Annotated in this window: 16 protein-coding genes and 2 pseudogenes; 5 read left to right on the forward strand and 13 right to left on the reverse strand. The window is 63.5% G+C overall.

Translation table 11 applies throughout. The annotated features are described in order from the left end of the window. Positions 1-128: 128 nt before the first annotated feature. The 7 genes and pseudogenes from C3418_RS18885 to C3418_RS18915 form a co-directional block, all read right to left on the reverse strand. A pseudogene (locus C3418_RS18885) lies at positions 129-398 on the reverse strand (DUF4910 domain-containing protein); the annotation flags it as partial. After that, positions 395-796: a VOC family protein gene (locus C3418_RS18890; RefSeq protein ID WP_103859065.1), complete on the reverse strand. Its 402-nt coding sequence runs from the start codon at positions 794-796 to the stop codon at positions 395-397. The pseudogene C3418_RS18885 and the gene C3418_RS18890, both read right to left, overlap by 4 nt. Continuing rightward, positions 786-1550, reverse strand: coding sequence for an AAC(3) family N-acetyltransferase (locus C3418_RS18895; protein ID WP_103859066.1), 765 nt, complete (start codon positions 1548-1550; stop codon positions 786-788). The genes C3418_RS18890 and C3418_RS18895 overlap by 11 nt, the downstream gene beginning before the upstream one ends. Continuing rightward, positions 1547-1771 carry an acyl carrier protein gene (locus tag C3418_RS18900; RefSeq protein WP_041211978.1) on the reverse strand — a complete coding sequence of 75 codons (225 nt, stop codon included), beginning with the start codon at positions 1769-1771 and terminating at the stop codon, positions 1547-1549. Before C3418_RS18900 ends, C3418_RS18895 begins: the two co-directional genes overlap by 4 nt. Continuing rightward, a complete protein-coding gene (locus tag C3418_RS18905) occupies positions 1764-3446 on the reverse strand; it encodes an HAD family hydrolase (protein WP_103859067.1) in 1683 nt (560 codons plus the stop codon). The genes C3418_RS18900 and C3418_RS18905 overlap by 8 nt, the downstream gene beginning before the upstream one ends. A 100-nt stretch (positions 3447-3546) precedes the next feature. Continuing rightward, the gene (locus tag C3418_RS18910; RefSeq protein WP_042016441.1) at positions 3547-4080 is read right to left on the reverse strand and encodes an ATP--cob(I)alamin adenosyltransferase; all 534 of its coding nucleotides are present in this window, start codon (positions 4078-4080) and stop codon (positions 3547-3549) included. A gap of 94 nt (positions 4081-4174) precedes the next feature. Next, positions 4175-5296, reverse strand: a complete 1122-nt coding sequence (locus tag C3418_RS18915; protein ID WP_103859068.1) for a DUF5610 domain-containing protein — start codon at positions 5294-5296, stop codon at positions 4175-4177. 169 nt (positions 5297-5465) lie between these two features. Between C3418_RS18915 and trmA the strand changes: the two genes are divergently transcribed. The 4 genes from trmA (at position 5466) to C3418_RS18940 (ending at position 9366) form a co-directional block, all read left to right on the forward strand. Then, entirely contained in the window at positions 5466-6599 is a 1134-nt protein-coding gene (gene trmA, locus C3418_RS18920; protein WP_103859069.1) for a tRNA (uridine(54)-C5)-methyltransferase TrmA, read from the forward strand. Positions 6600-6864: 265 nt separating this feature from the next. Continuing rightward, on the forward strand, positions 6865-7572 hold the full coding sequence (gene rstA, locus C3418_RS18925) for a two-component system response regulator RstA (protein WP_010676073.1): 708 nt from the start codon (positions 6865-6867) through the stop codon (positions 7570-7572). A 231-nt stretch (positions 7573-7803) separates the two neighbouring features. Further along, positions 7804-9129 carry a two-component system sensor histidine kinase RstB gene (gene rstB / locus C3418_RS18935; RefSeq protein ID WP_103859070.1) on the forward strand — a complete coding sequence of 442 codons (1326 nt, stop codon included), beginning with the start codon at positions 7804-7806 and terminating at the stop codon, positions 9127-9129. Between the two features lie 54 nt (positions 9130-9183). Continuing rightward, positions 9184-9366 (forward strand): hypothetical protein, encoded by a 183-nt coding sequence (locus tag C3418_RS18940; protein ID WP_010676075.1) that lies wholly within the window; start codon positions 9184-9186, stop codon positions 9364-9366. Between the two features lie 63 nt (positions 9367-9429). Here the strand turns inward: C3418_RS18940 and C3418_RS18945 are convergent. From C3418_RS18945 to rpmE, 4 genes are all read right to left on the reverse strand, one after another. Further along, positions 9430-10649 (reverse strand): IS3 family transposase gene (locus C3418_RS18945; RefSeq protein WP_103859072.1). Its coding sequence is split into 2 segments (ribosomal slippage): positions 9430-10301 and positions 10301-10649, totalling 1221 coding nucleotides; the frame shifts between segments, so codons are not numbered across the junction. Positions 10650-10763: 114 nt separating this feature from the next. After that, on the reverse strand, positions 10764-12020 hold the full coding sequence (locus tag C3418_RS18950; RefSeq protein WP_041211983.1) for a malic enzyme-like NAD(P)-binding protein: 1257 nt from the start codon (positions 12018-12020) through the stop codon (positions 10764-10766). A 179-nt stretch (positions 12021-12199) separates the two neighbouring features. Continuing rightward, positions 12200-13633, reverse strand: a complete 1434-nt coding sequence (locus tag C3418_RS18955; protein ID WP_103859073.1) for a DUF2867 domain-containing protein — start codon at positions 13631-13633, stop codon at positions 12200-12202. Between the two features lie 116 nt (positions 13634-13749). After that, complete coding sequence (gene rpmE, locus C3418_RS18960) at positions 13750-13965, reverse strand: 50S ribosomal protein L31 (protein ID WP_010676078.1); 216 nt, start codon at positions 13963-13965, stop codon at positions 13750-13752. 147 nt (positions 13966-14112) lie between these two features. Here rpmE and priA point away from each other — a divergent pair, with 147 nt between their 5' ends. Beyond that, a complete protein-coding gene (gene priA, locus C3418_RS18965; protein WP_103859074.1) occupies positions 14113-16320 on the forward strand; it encodes a primosomal protein N' in 2208 nt (735 codons plus the stop codon). Here the strand turns inward: priA and C3418_RS18970 are convergent. Both C3418_RS18970 and C3418_RS18980 read right to left on the reverse strand, forming a co-directional pair. After that, the gene (locus tag C3418_RS18970) at positions 16317-16856 is read right to left on the reverse strand and encodes a TetR/AcrR family transcriptional regulator (protein WP_103859075.1); all 540 of its coding nucleotides are present in this window, start codon (positions 16854-16856) and stop codon (positions 16317-16319) included. The two genes, priA and C3418_RS18970, sit on opposite strands and share 4 nt — an antisense overlap. Before the next feature lie 186 nt (positions 16857-17042). Then, positions 17043-17182: pseudogene (locus tag C3418_RS18980) on the reverse strand (IS5/IS1182 family transposase); the annotation flags it as partial.

Raw genomic sequence — 17182 nt, forward strand, 5'->3', positions numbered from 1 at the left:
AGTCAGCCGTACGATGAAGAGCAGAAGTTATCATGATCGTTACTATGTTGGGAGTCACATAGAAGATCAGATCCTGGAAAACGGGAAAGGTTCCGTTCAGGACGCTACTTGTGTATAAGAGTCAGGTGCCCATCAGGTCCCAAGATGTAAGCCTCTCTGACATTCCACTCATCCGGCACTGTCCAATCAAAAAATGTGCTTCCGCTGGCAACTTCATGGATCTGCAATTCAGGTAAACAATGTTCGCGAAACAGGGCCAATGTTTTTCTTACACCATCGCCTGTCAAGCTGCGATTGAGCGGAAACAGCAAGGAAAGCAAACGATGCAGCTGTTCGCCAAGCTGATCCTGGTCAGCCCAGTCTGTAGGCAAATAACAACTGTCATGATTCGGCATCATTCAACCCCCTCAATTAGCTCAACAATATGTCCCAAGGGACTGAGAAAAAACTGGACATGAGAGCCCCCAAAAGCGATCGCTGGCTGGCTGGGCCCAAGGGGCAGGTGGCGCTGTGTGCGTAGCCGTTCGGCGCTCGCCTGCAGGTTGCTCACCCGATAGGCAAGGTGGTTGATGACGTTGCGCCGGGTCTTGAGCACCTGGGCGACCGGGCTCTCCTCGCTGGCCGGGGAGACCAGCTCGTAGCAGAGGCCATAGTCGTCATGTACGAACTGCACCCAGACCCGTTGCAGCGGATCTTCCACCGCAACCGAGAAGCGGCTCAACCCCAGCACGTCGCGGCAATAGGCCACACCGCTCGCCAGGTCCGGCACCACCAGTCCGATGTGATCAAACTGCATGGGGTTCTCCTCCCGCCCGGATCAGGGCGTATGGGGCTGCCGCCAGCAACTCGCTGGCGGCCAGGATGAAGTCGCGGCACGACACCGCCCAGACCGGCACCCGCTGGCACAGCGTCTGGCGCCAGGCGCCCCGCTCCTGCAATAGGGTCACCAACCGGGAGAGGTCGATTTCGCTGGCCAGCGACAGGTCGCGCACATAGTAATCCGCCTGCCACTCCCGCACGCGGCCATCGACGCGCACCTGACCCGCAAACATCTTGTGATAGCGGTAGGGGACGGCCAGCCGCTGCTCCACGTAGTGGGTGAAGGTGATGCGGTCGGGGTGGCAACCCAGCCCCAGCAGCCAGCCGTTCTGCTCCGCCAGCCAGCCGAACGGGCTCTCCTGGCCGAAACAGTCGTGACACTCCCGCGCCACCAGCGCAGGCCCCTGTGGGCCGCTGATCGCCATGCTGAAGACGGGATCCAGTGTGCGCACCACCCCTTCCCGCTGGCGGAACAGCTCCGTCATCAAGCCCACCTTGCTCGGGGTCTGCGCAGGGTCGAAGCATTCGTCCGCCATCGGGCTGTAACTGAAGGTCGGCACCAGCAGGTGTCCATCCAGCCACTGCTCCAGGCATGTCCAGAAGGCCGCGATGCCCTCGGCGTTGCCCATGCCGGCAAACTGTGCCACCACCATGGCATCCGAGTGCACCATCAGGGCGCCGCCTCTGGGGATCCCCAGCTCGGTCAGCGCCTGCTCGAGTGCCTGTTTCACACGGCAACCCCTTTGCGCAGCAGGGCTTGCTGGATGTCGGTCAGACTCTTCAACTCGGCCAGCTCCTGCGGCTCGAACCGCACGGCATAGTGCTGTTCGACCAGCAACAGCAGGTTGAAGTGACCCAGAGAATCCCACTCGGGAAAACTGCCGAGGGCAGACTGTGCATTGACGCTGGCCTGAGGGAACTGCTGGTGTGCCAGCGCGATAAGGTCATTCATTGGCATAGAACTCCAAAAACGGGAGAGAAAGAGAGCAGAGATTCAGACTGAGGAAAACCTCGTCCGCCAGCGGCAGCAACCCCGCTGGAGTGGTTATCGGCCGGGTTGGCAGGCTCGCCAGAAAATCCCGTGCCGGCTGGTTGCGGGTGGTGGCAACCAGGCTGATGACCAGCTCGGTCACGCCCTGTGCCCGCAGATGGTTTGCCAGTTGCGCCAGCAGCCAGTATTCAAAACCGCGCCCCAGCACCCGGCAGCTGATGGCCAGGGTATCCAGCAGCGCCCTGCCCTCATCGAGCGAGCGCACCACCAGCAGGGCCGTCATGCCGTGATCGGCGAACCTGTCTCGCAGGCTGGCCAGCCAGACGTCGCCTCCCTCGGCGGCCAGCCGGGCCAGCTCCGCCGCCTGATAGCGGCGGCGGGAGAGGTTGAACTGATTGGTCTTCTGGCTGAGCTGTTCGGCTCGCAACTGGTTGCCCGGGGAGAACGGCTGCCAGTCAGCCTGCAGCGCCAATTGTCGCAGGAAGGCGTGCTCGTCGCCCAGTTGCCGGCGCACCGCCTCGGCCTCGGCCTGGGCCTGATAGGAGTGCTGCCGCAGGCCGTCATCACGGCTCTGGTGGCGACTGCACAGGGCTGGCAGCGTCAGCAGGGCATCCGGCCAGCTCCAGAGATCGGCCGGCGGGGTCATCACCATCACCTCGGGGCAGTTGGCCCGCACCTCGGCCCGCTCCAGCTCGCTGTCATCCCAGAAGACCAGGCTGTCCAGCCCGACATGGAGGCGGGCGGCCAGCCGCCGCAGCCCCTGGGATTTGGGCTCCCAGCCGATTTCGGCGGCGGCGATCTGCGCCCGTGTCAGCACCATGCCCGGATGCTCGTCAAACAGCCGCCACACATCGTCAGGCAGATTCTTGGAGCAGAGCGCCAGCACTATACCCTGCCCGTGCCAGTGGCTGGCTGCCTGCTGGAAAGCCTGGTAGAGCCGGCCCATCCCGTCCTGCCCCAGCAGGACGCCGCCGACACCGTCTTCGCCGACCACGCCGCCCCACAGGGTATTGTCGCAGTCGAGCACCAGCACCTTGTGGGCGGGTTGCTGCAACCGCTGCAGCAAGGGGAGAATCCACTGCGCCAGGCTGGCCAGACCGGCCATGGAGAAGGGGCAGGACATCAGATAGAGGTTGCGCCGATCGAAGCAGTGCTGGCGGCCATGCTGTTGCAGCCAGAGTGGCAGGTGCAGGTCGTCCAGGCCGGGTTGCAGCAGGTGCAGGCGGGCCATCTGCTGCTCGAACGCACTGGCCAGCACGGCGAGCACGGCAGGGGCCGTGCCATAGACACAGAGCGGCGCATGGCTGCAGGCCCCCACCAGCAGATGATCCTGCGGGCGGCGCTGCAGATGCTGCAACAGAGGCTGGCAGAGCGCGTCGACGAAGGCGGCAACCGCCAGCAGCTGCTCATCCTGCGCCAGACGGCCCCACTCCTGCAGGGTTCGAGCGGGCACCAGATCTTCCCACAGCCAGATGATGATGTGGGTCCCGGCCGCGGCATCGGCGCTCTGGTGCATCAGGGTCTGCAACCACTGGCCATGGGGGGCCACCTGCACTTCGCCGTATTCAGCCAGGGGGCGCCAGGCGAGGTTGCCCGGCATCAAGAACGAACTGCCACTGAGATGAATCGATGTCATGGCTTCTCCCACTCCGCTGTCGGCACCATCCAAGTTTTAATAACTTTGCTTGATCGTCTTTGATCTTCTAGAAAAATAAAAGCCTTTTCAGTCATTTATATCAGTAGTTGATGCTGACATAGGGGACTTCGGTCACATCCCACGCCTGCTTGAGGTAGACGGTGAGCACGAAGAAGAAGTTGGCCAGCAGATTGGCGAAGCGATAGAGGATGGGATCGAAGCGCACGCCGCTCTCTTCCAGGCGTACCAGCAGACGCACCACCTTCTTGCTGCCACAGCGGCACAGGTGCAGGGTGGGAATGGGCTGGGGCCCCTGGGGCAGCACGAAGCCGGTCACCCGGCCGCGACTCGCCTCGTTGTAGTGATCGTACCGTCCCTTCAGCCAGTCCAGATCCTCCTCGAAGATGCCGAGCCGTCCCCGCACCGAGCCGTTGAGGTTGTAGATGAGCCGCTGCAGGGTCGCCAGATCCGCCATCACGGGCCGGGTATCCTCATCCGGCATCAGATGAGAGAGCACGGCCCCCACCTGGCAGCAGAGCTCGTCGGTGGCGATCTCGTAATCGCACTGGAACTGGGTTTCGAAGATGAAGGGGTAGCAGAGCTCGCGCTTGTCTCTTGGCTTCTTGGGGTTCATGGCATCGCCGGGCTGGGGAAAAGGGCAGTGTGCCAGCCCGGGGACGGGCTGGCAAACACCCCGCCCCCGCCGGCATCACGGGGGCGTCGCCAGACTAGCCGGTCGCCATCTGCTGGCCAAGCAGCCGCATGGCCTCCAGCATCCGCTGGTTGAAGCCCATGAAGCCTGCCCCCTGGGTCGCCCCGTCCTGACCCCGCGCCGCCAGCACGGTGGGTGTCAGCGCCTCCTGCTGGGAAGGGGGCAGCAGGGCGTCGGCCTGCTGCTGCAACCGGCTGAGCCTCGGCAGGTAGTCCGCCAGGGGCTTGAGGCTCTCCTGCAGGGAACTGGCCCCCTGGTAGGTCTGACTCAACTTGGCCGATTGCTTGAGCTTGAGGGAGTAGGAGACCAGCTGGCTGTCATCCAGTTGCAGCCCGTTCAGCCCGCCCGCCAGGGTCTTGCCGTCGCCCCCCTTGAAGAACTGCCCGGCCAGCTCGTCCAGCCCCTTGACCAGGGTGCCGATGGCATCCATCTCGGCACTGTCGAGATCCCCCTCCAGGGAGAAGTCGAAGCTCTGGCTCGACTTGAGGCTGAACTGGCTGCCGCCCCCGTCGCTCTGGGACTTGAACTGCCAGCTGTCGCTGAAGCGCAGCATCACCTTGTCCCCGTCCCGGGTCTCGATCTCGAGGAGGGCCTGCTGGCGGCTGGCCATCCTGGCATCCCCCAGATCCGTGGTCGACACCTTGCCGAAGAACTCCTTTTCGAACTCATCGAGCCCCTTCTGGATCAGCTTGTAGCTCTGATCCATGCCGGTCTTGATGTCCTCGTTGTCCGCCCAGTCACCGAGCTGCTTCCTGGCGTCACCGAAGCCCTTGTCCACCCCCTTGCGGGCCTGCTCCATCATCTTGGTCAGGTCGTCGTCGGACTTGCCGTCGGCACGGGCCGCGCCTATCCGCCCGGTGACGAACTGCAACACGCTGTCCGCCACCGACTGGAAATCGAACAGGGTCTCCGGGGTGACCTCCTGGGGTTCCTGCACCTTGGGTGCCTTGTAGCCCTGGCCGTTGATCTCCAGCGCAAATTGCAGCGCCTGCTGGATCAGCACCTGGGCCCATTTCGGGGGCTTGTTCAGGGAGACCTCATCCCCCTTGTCCGCCGTTTTCGACTCCGTCTGTTGAGGCGATTTGGGAGCAATGCCCACTCCCTTGGGTTGGGCTGCGCCCATGCCATCAATTTGCATCATTACTCTCCCGCCTATAGTGGTGGATCGGTTATCGGCCCGACTGGCCACTTCTTGACCACAAAAAACTTGGACAATCCGCAACGGCCTTTTAAAATCCCCACCCTTTGGTTGGCTGCGGCCTTCCCCCGGTCTTTCCCCGGCTCAGCCCGGTGCATGCGAGGTATCCATGACTCAATCCCAGCCATCTTCCGCCGACGCCCAGGGCAGACGGACTCCTGCCGACTACCAGGCCCAGCTCGACGAGAAGCGCGATCGCCTCACCCAGCTGTTCGCCCCCTTCAATCCGCCTGCGCTGGAGCTGCACGCCTCTCCCGCCGAGCACTACCGGATGCGCGCCGAGTTCCGGATCTGGCATGAGGGGGACGACCTCTTCCACTGCATGTATGCACCGGCCACCAAGGAGATTATCCGGGTCGACAGCTTCCCCACCGCCAGCCTGCTCATCAACCGGCTGATGCCTGTGCTGCTGGCCGGGCTGCGCCCGCACCCCGTGCTGCGCAAGAAGCTGTTCCAGATCGACTATCTCTCCACCCAGTCCGGCCAGATCTGCGTCAGCCTGCTCTACCACCGCAAGCTGGAAGCCGAGTGGCAGCAGGCCGCCGAGGCGCTGCAGGCCGACCTGCGTGCCAAGGGGTTCGAGCTGCAACTGATTGGCCGCGCCCACAAGCAGAAGATCTGCCTGGGGGATGACTTCGTCATCGAACGCCTGACCGTGCAGGGGCGCGAGCTGGTCTACAAGCAGGTGGAAAACAGCTTCACCCAGCCCAACGCCGCCATCAACGAACAGATGCTGGGCTGGGCCCTGGACGTGACCAAGAGGAGCGAGGGGGACCTGCTGGAGCTCTACTGCGGCAACGGCAACTTCTCCATCGCTCTGGCGCAGAACTTTCGCAAGGTGCTGGCCACCGAGATCGCCAAGCCGAGCGTGGACTCCGCCCAGTTCAACATCGCCGCCAACGGTGTCGACAACCTGATCATCCTGCGCATGTCGGCGGAGGAGTTCACCATGGCGATGCGCGGCGAGCGGGAGTTCAACCGCCTCAAGGGGGTCGATCTCGGCGCCTACCAGTGCAACACCATCTTCGTCGACCCGCCCCGGGCCGGTCTGGACGACGCCACCGTCAAGCTGGTGCAGGATTACGACAATATCCTCTACATCTCCTGCAACCCCGAGACCCTGCAGGCCAACATGGCCGTGCTCGGTGAAACCCACGAGATCGCCCGCTTCGCCCTGTTCGACCAGTTCCCCTGGACCCACCACATGGAAGCCGGGGTGTACCTGAAGCGCAAGGGCGGCTGATCCGGGCGGTTCCCCGGCTGCTCCATGGCAGCCGGAGCCGCTTTGGCCACTGAAGGGCACGGAACCTGCCTCATCGGGCCGCCCCGACCCGCCACGGGACAAGTGGGGGCGGCCCGATGCCAACCGATTCATCCTGTCCCCCCTGCTCCCCCGGGAGAAGGGGCAAAAACCCCCGCATTGATTAGTTATCCCGGTGCAGAGCGCGGACGCAGCCGTTATGCTGGCGACACGCCCACTCACGCCATGACCGGGGAATCACGCCACCATGCCACGCGTTCTGTTTGTTGAAGACGATCCCGAGATAGGCCAGCTCATCAGCAGCTGGCTCGGTCGCCACGACATCGAGGTGCTGCTGGAGACCCGGGGTGACCGGGCACTCGACAGGGCCCTGGCCGAGCAGCCGGATCTGGTGCTGCTCGACATCATGCTGCCGGGGCAGGATGGCCTCTCCCTGTGCCGGGATCTGCGTCCGCGCTTTGCCGGCCCCATCGTCATGCTCACTTCGCTCGACAGCGACATGAACCAGATCCTGAGCCTGGAGCTGGGGGCCAACGACTACATCCTCAAGACCACGCCCCCCCCGGTGCTGCTGGCCCGGCTGCGGGTCCAGTTTCGCCAGCAGGGGCAGAGCCAGCAGGCCGTGGTCCCCGCCGCCCCGCCCCAGCGCCTGCAGTTCGGCCGCCTCCAGATAGACGGCCCGGGTCGGGACGTGCGCCTCGATGGGGAGAGCATTCCCCTCTCCACCGCCGATTTCGACCTCCTGTGGGAGCTGGCCTGCCACGCCGGCCAGATCCTCGGGCGGGAAGCGCTGTTTCGCAGCCTGCGGGGGCGCGACTACGACGGCCAGGATCGCAGCATGGACGTGGCCATCTCCCGTCTGCGCCGCCGGCTCGGGGATGACAGCAACAACCCGACCCGCATCAAGACGGTGCGCCAAAAGGGTTATCTGCTCGTACCCCAGGCTTGGGAATGAGCTGGTGTCTCACACGCCTGCACACCAGAAGCCAGGGAATGACAGCAACAACTCGCTCTGGATCAAGACGGTGCGCCAGAAAGGTTACCTGCTGGTGCCCCAGGCCTAGGAATAAGCCCCGCCGAATGACCTTGATGCACTCAGCGCCCTTCTCCCCTTGCGGGAGAAGGGTTGGGGATGAGGGGCAACAAGGCAATGTCCAGACGCAATCCAGGCAAGAGGAGAGCCCCGATGCGACGCCTGTTTATCCAGTTCTATCTGCTGCTGATAGGCTGCTTCACCCTCGCCATTCTGCTCATCGGGCTGGTCTATCAGGTCAGCGCCGAGCGGGCGGGGGACCGTTATCTGGAGCGGATGATGCAGGGCTCCCTCGGCCTGCTCACTGGCGAGCTGGCCCGGCTGCCGCCGGAACACTGGGCCACCCGCACCGGCGAGCAGAGCCGCCAGCTCAATCTGCCGCTGCAGATCGGCGTCCTCGCCAACCAGCTCCTGGCCAGCGAGGATCAGGCCTTCCTCGAGGCGGGCAACATCGTCATCGTCGAAGAGGATGACACCTTCCTGCAGCGCATCCCGAACACCGACAAGGTGCTGATCGTCGGCCCCGTCCCCTACCTCTCCTACCTGCACGAGCTGCACTGGGTGGACGTGGGGCTGCTGCTGCTCATCGGCCTTTCCCTCGGCCTGCCCATCCTGCTCTGGCTGCGCCCCCACTGGCGCGGCCTGCAACAGCTCGAACAGACCGCCCGCCGGGTCGGCGACGGGGATCTCTCCTGTCGCACCGGTTTGCCGCCCGGCAGCAGCCTGGGCCGGGTCGGCCGCACCTTCGACCAGATGGCGGAGCAGTTGCAGGCCATGCTGGCCAGTCGCAAGCAGTTGACCGACGCCATCGCCCACGAGCTGCGCTCCCCCCTGGTGCGGCTGCGCTATCGCCTCGCCATGCTGGCCGAGCCTCCCTCACCCGAGGAGCAGCAGGGACTGGAGCGGGACCTCGGCTCCCTCGATGCCCTCATCGAGGAGATGCTCACCTATGCCAGGCTCGATCGCCCCGAACTGCCGCTGCAATGCAGCGATCTGGAGCTCGGCAGCTGGGCCGGCAGCCGCCTGGCCGACTGGCAGGCCCTGCGACCGGACAAGCGGCTCGACCTCGTGCGCCCGGCCATGGCTCTGCCCTGGCGCGGCGACACCCGATTGCTGGACCGGGCGCTGGAGAACCTCATCGGCAACGCCCTGCGCCATGCCACCAGCCAGGCAAGCCTCTGCATAGCGCGACAGGGGGACGACTATCTGCTGGAGGTGGCCGACGATGGCCCCGGCATCGAGCCCGCGCTGGCCCCGCAAATCTTCGAGCCCTTCGTGCGCCTGGATCAGAGCCGGGACAGACGCACCGGCGGCGCCGGGCTGGGGCTGGCCATCGTGCGCAGCATCGCCCACCACCACGGCGGCGAGGTGCAACTGCTGCCAAGCAGCAGCGGTGCCCGTTTCTGCCTGATCCTGCCCGTACATTTGGATACAAACCGTCACCAGTCGCTCACTGAACCGCAGGTCGAACAGCCCTAGGATGAAGTCATGGAGAAACGCTCCATGTTATCAAACCGAACGAGGAACTGGAATATGAACAAGCTGATCCCCCTGACTCTGGCCGCTGTCTTCGCCCTGACCTCCGGCTTCACCATGGCCGCCACCCCGACCAAGGCCGCCGCTCCCCACGCCACCCAGACCAAGGTCGTGAAAAAGCATCACAAGGCTGCCCACGCCAAGGCGCCGGCCGTCAAGGTTGCTCCCAAGACCAAGTAAGCCGCCCGCTCCCGTGTCTAGTCCTGAAATAGGTTTACACATTTTCAACTAGCATTTCTCTACTCAGAACCCCCTATGTACCGCATCGGGGGTTCTGTATTTCAACGCATGATGCGGCCGCTCCGCGTTGTAAATATCCACCGCTTCACGCACCATTTCCCGCGCTTGCGCCAAATCCTGCGGGCTTTGCAACAATAACTCTCCTTTCAAAATCCCGTTCACCCGCTCCGCCAACGCATTCTGGTAACAGTCATACCCATCCGTCATCGAGCATTTCACCCCGTACCGTTCATGTAATGACTGATACAGTCCCGAGCAATACTGCACGCCACGGTCTGAGTGATGGATTAGCTCCCCGCTGCCACACCGTTGCTTCAGCGCTTTCTTGAACGCCATCGCCACCGACTCCGCGTGCATTCCTTCGTGTACGTGGTGGCCTACTATCTTGCGTGAGTACGCATCCGTCACCAGGCTCAGGTACAGCGGCCCGCTCTTGGCTGGCAGATAGGTGATATCTGCGACCCAGACCTGCTCCGGTGCCACCGGTGTGACCTGCTCTGGCCCCGCCTTGAGCAAGTTGGGATGACGGTAGAAACGGTGAAAACTGTGGGTGGTCTTGTGATACGCCCGCTTAGGCAGTACCAGCAGGCGGTGCTCGGCCAATATCTGAAACAGCCTGTCACGCCCGACCTTGAGCCCGTCATCATCCTGACCCTGCAGCAGATAATGCAGCTTGCGAGTGCCCACCCGCGGTTGTCGCAGTCGAACCTGACGCACAAAGCGCACCACCTGTAGCCCTTGTGCATGGCGCTCGTCGGCGACCCGATTGCGCTTGTAGTAAGTCTGCCGGCTTATCCCGAGAAACAGGCAAGCCCTGACAATGGTCAGCCTCTCGACTTGCCGCTGCGAGAGGACTTGCCGGGTCGCTTTTTTACGATGGAGACGCCGTAGTCATTCTTCAGTACATCGACGACGGCCTCAAAGAACTGGGCTTTCTGACTCATCAGCGCCAGCTGTTGCTCGAGTTCCTTGATACGCTGCTCGGGCGTCTGGTTGTCGGGGTCTGGCATGGTGATGCTCCTGCCGGCACGAACAGAAGCCCCCTGGCTCCAATCTTGCCGACCATGTTTACGCAACCATACCAGAACGGTGGAACGGCCCTGAATGCCATAACGCACCTGAGCCTGTTTGTAGGTGAGCTCGCCTTTTTCAATCTGCTCGACCAGCGCCAGTTTAAAAGTCAGCGAGTAATCGCGCTGTGTCCGTTTCACACCTTGTCCCATCGGGTTCTCCATTTATTGGGGGGAAAGGTGTAAACCATATTCAGGACGGGACACCGCCATGAAAAAGGGGCCCCCGACAGGGGCCCCTTCTGTTTTTTACGCGCTTGCCGTGACTCAACCCAGCATGTAATCCCCTGGCAGTTCGATGCGGGCCACCCCGGAGGCAACCGCCGCCAGCGCCACGGCACGGGCAACCCGCGGCAGCAGGCGGGCGTCCATGGGCTTGGGAATGACGTAATCCTTGCCGAAGGCGAGTTCACTCACGCCAGCGGCGGTCAGCACCTCGGCGGGCACCGGCTCCTTGGCCAGAGCCCGGATAGCCTCCACTGCCGCGATCTTCATGGCATCGTTGATGCGGCTGGCACGGGCGTCGAGGGCGCCGCGGAAGATGAAGGGGAAGCAGAGCACGTTGTTGATCTGGTTCGGGTAGTCCGAGCGGCCGGTACCCATGATGAGATCCCCGCGCACTCCGTGAGCCAGGGCAGGCTTGATCTCGGGGTCCGGGTTGGAGCAGGCGAAGATCACCGGGTTGGGGGCCATCAGGGCCACCGCCTCGGCGGGCAGTACGTCCGGGCCGGAGACACCGACGAAGACGTCAGCCCCCTCGATCACCTCCATCAGGGTGCGCAGGGGGGTGTCGTTGGCGAAACGCTGCTTGTACTGGTTGAGATCGGTGCGGCCGCTGTGGATCACACCCTGACGGTCCAGCATGAAGATGTTGTGCGGCGCAGCCCCGCACTTGATCAGCAGATCCATGCAGGCGGTGGCGGCGGCACCGGCACCCATGCAGACGATGCGGCTGGTGCCAATCTCCTTGCCCTGCACTTCCAGCGCGTTGAGCAGCCCGGCTGCGGTGACGATGGCGGTACCGTGCTGGTCATCGTGGAACACCGGGATGTCGCAGCGGGCGATCAGCGCCTCTTCAATTTCGAAGCACTCGGGGGCCTTGATGTCTTCCAGGTTGATGCCGCCAAAGGTGTCGGCGATGGCGGCCACCGTATCGATGAACTGGGTGCTGGTCTCGTGCTTCACCTCGATGTCGATGGCGTCGATGCCGGCAAAGCGCTTGAACAGCAGGGCCTTGCCCTCCATCACCGGCTTGGAGGCCAGCGGGCCCAGATTGCCCAGCCCCAGGATGGCGGTGCCGTTGGAGATGACGGCCACTAGGTTGCCCTTGCCGGTGTAGCGGTAGGCATCGGCCGGATTGGCGGCGATCTCGCGTACCGGTTCGGCAACGCCCGGGCTGTAGGCCAGCGCCAGATCGCGAGCGGTCTCGGCGGGCTTGGTGAGGGCGATGGCGATTTTGCCCGGGACAGGTTGGGCGTGGTAGTCGAGTGCCTGTTGGCGGAGATCGTGCTGCTGATCGGACATGGGGGACCCCGATACGGAAATGAATGAGTGATGCGTTGGCTCGCCAGCGGGCGAGGGCTGAGGATCATAAAGAAATCCCCCGCCCTTTCACAGCATAAAATATCGCTGGATAGCAATGACACGCTAGTCAGTAGCATGTCATGCCACCCAGAACTACCCAATTAGCTATAGATTCGATTTCAATCCATGACTGGAATGCCGGCTTTTGCCTCTGCCTGCCGGGCGATGGCCTCCGTCATCCCCTGGAAGATGAAGAGGTGGAACGGCAGCATGGCAAGCCAGTAGGCCAGCCCCCAGGCCCCCTGCGGATGCCAGTGGGCCGTCACCCGCAGCCGGGTCAGGCCGGACTCCAGGGGCTGGATGTTGAGCTCCAGCCGACCGACGCCGGGGGCCTTCATGTTGAACAACAGATCCAGCCTGCGTCCTTCATCCACCCCGAGGATCTGCCAGGAGTCCAGCATGTCCCCCTTCACGAAGCGATCCGGGTTGGTGCGCCCCCGGGTCCGGGCCGGGCCGCCGATCAGGTGATCCATCCATTCGCGCACCACCCACAGCTCGTTCATGTAGAAGTAGCGCTGCTCACCCCCCAGCTGCTGCAACACCTGCCACACCACCTCGGGGGCGGCGAGGCAATCCGCCTCCCCGCTGGCGGTACGGTCGTAGAAGCCATATTCAGGATGGCGCCAGCGCAGACCAAGGGGCGTCTCCTCCCCGTGCTGCTCGGCACCGAGCCTCTGCTCCAACGCCAGGCTCTCCGCCAGCGCCTCGTCGAAGCTGAGCAGATGCTGGGGCAACAGGGCGCGCAAGGGGCCATCATCCGCCGGGATGTCGTGCTTGAGCCCCCCCACCAGCGCCTTGGCGATGGGTTGGGGAACCGAGGTGGCGAACTGCAGCCACCAGGCGGAGAGCCGGGGGCTCAAAAAAGGTATCGGAATGATGGGGCAGCGTTTGCCGATATGGGCGGCGAACTTCTGGAGCTGCTGCTGGTAGCTGAGCAGCTCGGGGCCGGCCGCATTGAAGATCTGGCCATCCACCTCGTCGGCTTCCACCAGCCCGCCCAGATAGTGCAAGAGGTTGGAGAGGGCGATGGGGGGCGTGCGGGAACGCACCCACTTGGGCGTCACCATCATGGGCAGGTTGTACACCAGATCCCGCATCACCTCGAAGGCGGCCGAGCCGGGGCCTATGATGATACCGGCACGCAGCTCTACCGTGGGCACCCCTGCGCTGCGAAACAGCTCCCCACAGTAGCGCCGGGAGTTGAGGTGACGACTGTTGCAGGGCTCGGGCTGGATGGCGCCGAGATAGACGATGCGGCGCACCCCGGCGGCACGGGCGGCGGCGGCGAAGTTCTTCACTCCCTGCTGCTCCAACCGGTGAAAACCGGCCCCCGCCCCCATGGCGTGTACCAGATAGAAGACGGTGTCGACCCCCGCCAGCGCAGGGGGCAGGGTGGCAGGCTTGAGGCTGTCGGCGAGGCGAAACGCCACCCCCTCCGGCAGACGGCAGGGACGACGGGCCCCGGCGATGACCCTGTACCCCAGACCCTGCAGATGGGGCACCAGGTAGGATCCTATGTACCCGGCAGCTCCCATCACCAGACATGTGCGCATCGGCTCTTCTCCCTTGGTTGAGCCAACACCATAGGGCAAAGCGGGGAATTACAGAATGGCGGCCAATAAAAAAGGCACCCGATGGGCGCCTTTTTCAGAATTCTTCAGAAGCAAGATTACTTCTTGGAGGTCAAGCCACCGAAACGCTTGTTGAACTTGTCTACGCGGCCGCCGCTAGAAACTTCTTTCTGCTTGCCGGTGTAGAACGGGTGGCACTCGGAGCACACGTCCAGGTTCAGATCTTTACCGATGGTAGAGAAGGTGTTGATGACGTTACCGCAAGAGCACTTGGCGGTGATGGCTACGTAGTCAGGATGGATACCAGCTTTCATGGACAACCTCAATTATCAGGCCGTGTCGCCATCCGATCTCTTGTCGGACACCACACGATTGTTGAACACAGTTTCAAAGGCTGCGAATAATATAGGAAACGCCTGAGATCAGGCAAGTGGCTTCGCAGAAAAAATAGGCAACCCCTGGTGAATTCTTCCCAAACGCTGGATCTGGTTCGTGTGGCTGTGCCGGTGCCGTTACGCCGTCATTTCGACTATCTCTCTCCCCTGCCCTTGCCTGCCCCCGGTTGCCGGGTCGAGATCCCGTTCGGCCCGCAGACCCTGGTCGGTCTGGTGGTGGATCACCCGACCGAGAGCCAGGTCCCCCGCAACAAATTAAAGCCCTTGAAGAGGGTGCTCGACAGCGCCCCCGTGCTGGGGCCCGACATTCTGGCGCTGATGGCCTGGAGCGCCGGTTACTACCAGCACCCGCTGGGGGAGGTACTGCCCCACGCCCTGCCGGTGCTGGTGCGCAAGGGGGAGCCCGCCGCCTATCGGGAGCTGGAGTTCTGGTTTGCCACCGAGGCAGGCATGGCCATCGACCTCAACGAGCTCAAGCGGGCGGCCAAGCAGCAACAGGCCCTCGCCTTGCTGCGCAAGGGGCCGCAGACCCCCTCCGCCCTCAAACAGGAGGAGATCCAGAGCGCGGCCCTCACCGCGCTGGAGAAGAAGGGACTGCTGGAGAAGCGCTCGCTGGAGCCGAGCCATGATGGCGACTGGGCCACCCGCTTCGAGCCGGGTGAGGGGCTGCGCCTCAACGGCGAGCAGGCGCTGGCGGTGGCCGCCGTCACCAGCCAGAGCAACAAGTTCGGTGCCTTCCTGCTGGACGGCATCACGGGCTCCGGCAAGACCGAGGTTTACCTCAGCATCCTCGAGCCCCTGCTCAAGGCGGGCAAGCAGGCGCTGGTGATGGTGCCGGAAATCGGCCTCACCCCCCAGACCATCAACCGCTTTCGCCGCCGCTTCAACGTGCCCGTGGTGGCGATGAACTCCGCCATGAACGACCGGGAGCGGCTCGATGCCTGGCTCGCCTGCCGCGACGGTGGTGCCGCCATTCTGATCGGCACCCGATCCGCGGTGTTCACGCCGTTCAAGGACCTCGGCATCATCATCATCGACGAGGAGCACGACGGCTCCTTCAAGCAACAGGACGGCTTTCGCTACCACGCGCGGGATCTGGCGGTGATGCGGGCCCATCGCGCCGGCATTCCCATCCTGCTTGGATCTGCCACCCCGTCGCTGGAGACGCTGCACAACGCCCGCAGCGGCAAGTATCACCACCTCAGCCTGACCCGGCGCGCCGGCAACGCCCAGACCGCTCGCCAGGTGATCCTGGATATCAAGAACGTGCGGTTGCAGGCCGGGCTCTCCCCCCAGCTGGAACAGCTGATGGCCGAGCACCTGGCGGCGGGCAACCAGGTGATGCTGTTTCTCAACCGCCGGGGCTATGCGCCGGCACTCATCTGCCACCAGTGCGGCTGGAGTGCCGCCTGCGAGCGCTGTGACGCCTGGTACACCTGGCACCAGGCCGGGCGGCGACTGCACTGCCACCACTGCGACAGCGTGCGCCCGCTGCCCCACCACTGTCCCGAGTGTGGCAGCAGCGAGCTCATCGGCTCCGGGGTCGGCACCGAACAGCTGGAGCAACTGCTCGGCACCGTGTTCCCGCAATATCCGGTGGTGCGCATCGACCGGGACAACACCCGCCGCAAGGGGGAGCTGGAGACCCACCTCGGCGACATCAAGGCGGGCAAGTACAAGATCCTGATCGGCACCCAGATGCTGGCCAAGGGCCACCACTTCCCGGACGTGACGCTAGTGGGCCTGCTGGACGTGGATGGCGCCCTGTTCAGCGCCGATTTTCGCGCCGCCGAGAAGCTGGCCCAGCTCTACACCCAGGTGGCGGGCCGGGCTGGTCGCGCCAGCAAACCCGGGCTGGTGGTGCTGCAGAGCCACCATCCCGAACACGCCCTGCTGCAGGATCTGACCCAGAACGGCTATGGCCACTTCGCCGACACGACGCTGAAAGAGCGCCGCCTGCTGGGGCTGCCACCGTTCAGCCATCAGGGACTGTTCCGGGCCGAGGCCAACGGCCGCGACGAGGTACAGCTGTTCCTCAGTCGTCTCGCCGATACCCTACGCAGCGCCCGCTATCCCCAGGTGCAGGTGCTGGGGCCCATCAGCGGCTTTATGGAGCGCAAGGCGGGCAAGTTTCGCATGCAGCTGCTGGTGCAGGGGCCCAGCCGGGCACCGCTGGCCCAGTTGCTCGACTGGGCGGTGACGGAGCTGGAGGGGTGGCCCGAGACCAAGCGGGTGCGCTGGAGTCTGGATATCGACCCCACGGAGCTGAACTAGCGCGGCTCTGCCAGCACGGCCTCCGCCAACACCCTGGCCTGTTCCAGAGCCAGAGGCTGCTCATAGCTGTGGGCCATCACCACGGCCCCTTCCAGCAGCAGGCATAACCCGGTGGCCTGCACCTCGGTGCATTCGAGGGCCTCCCTGACCCAGTTCAGCAACGCACGCTTGTGGGCCACCACCAGCTTGCGCACCGGGTGGCGAGGATCGGAGAACTCGGCGCTCGCGTTGATGAAGTTGCAGCCGTAGAAGTCGCTGCGGCCAAACCAGTCCGCAAAGCCATCGAGCAGCGCCAGCAACCTGGCCTCCCGCCCCGATACCCCATCCATCCTGGCATCGAGCAGGGCAAAGAACTCCGCATCCCGTGCCATCAGCACCGCTTCGATCAAGGCATCCTTGGTGGGGAAGTGGCGATAGAGGGTACGTTTGGTACTGCCTGCCTCGGCCCAGATGCGATCGATGCCGGTGGCGTGAAAGCCGTGACGATTGAACAACCGATAGGCTGTCGTCATCAGCTGCTGCCGTTTTTCGCTCATGGTGAATTTCCTCTTGAAGTACACCGATCTGTCTACCTAAGGAAGGTGCGAATAAGCGGGGAAATTCTTCTCGGCTGACTCAGTCATTTCATTTCTTCATGTTTGAGCCGATTTTTTCTCCCGTAAATGCCTTGAATCAGCCTATTTAGACCGTTTCTTCGCCATTTAAGGCGTTATCCCCAGTTTTTAGTGAGATCTCTCCCACTGACGTATCATTTGGTCCGCCCGAAACAGGTTGGCCAGCGTGAATAACATCGCCAGTTGGTTATCGTTTTTCAGCAACCCCTTGTATCTGGCTTTCACGAAGCCGAACTGTCGCTTCACGA

Source organism: Aeromonas sp. ASNIH8 (assembly GCF_002919855.1).
Taxonomy (GTDB): Bacteria; Pseudomonadota; Gammaproteobacteria; order Enterobacterales; family Aeromonadaceae; genus Aeromonas; species Aeromonas caviae.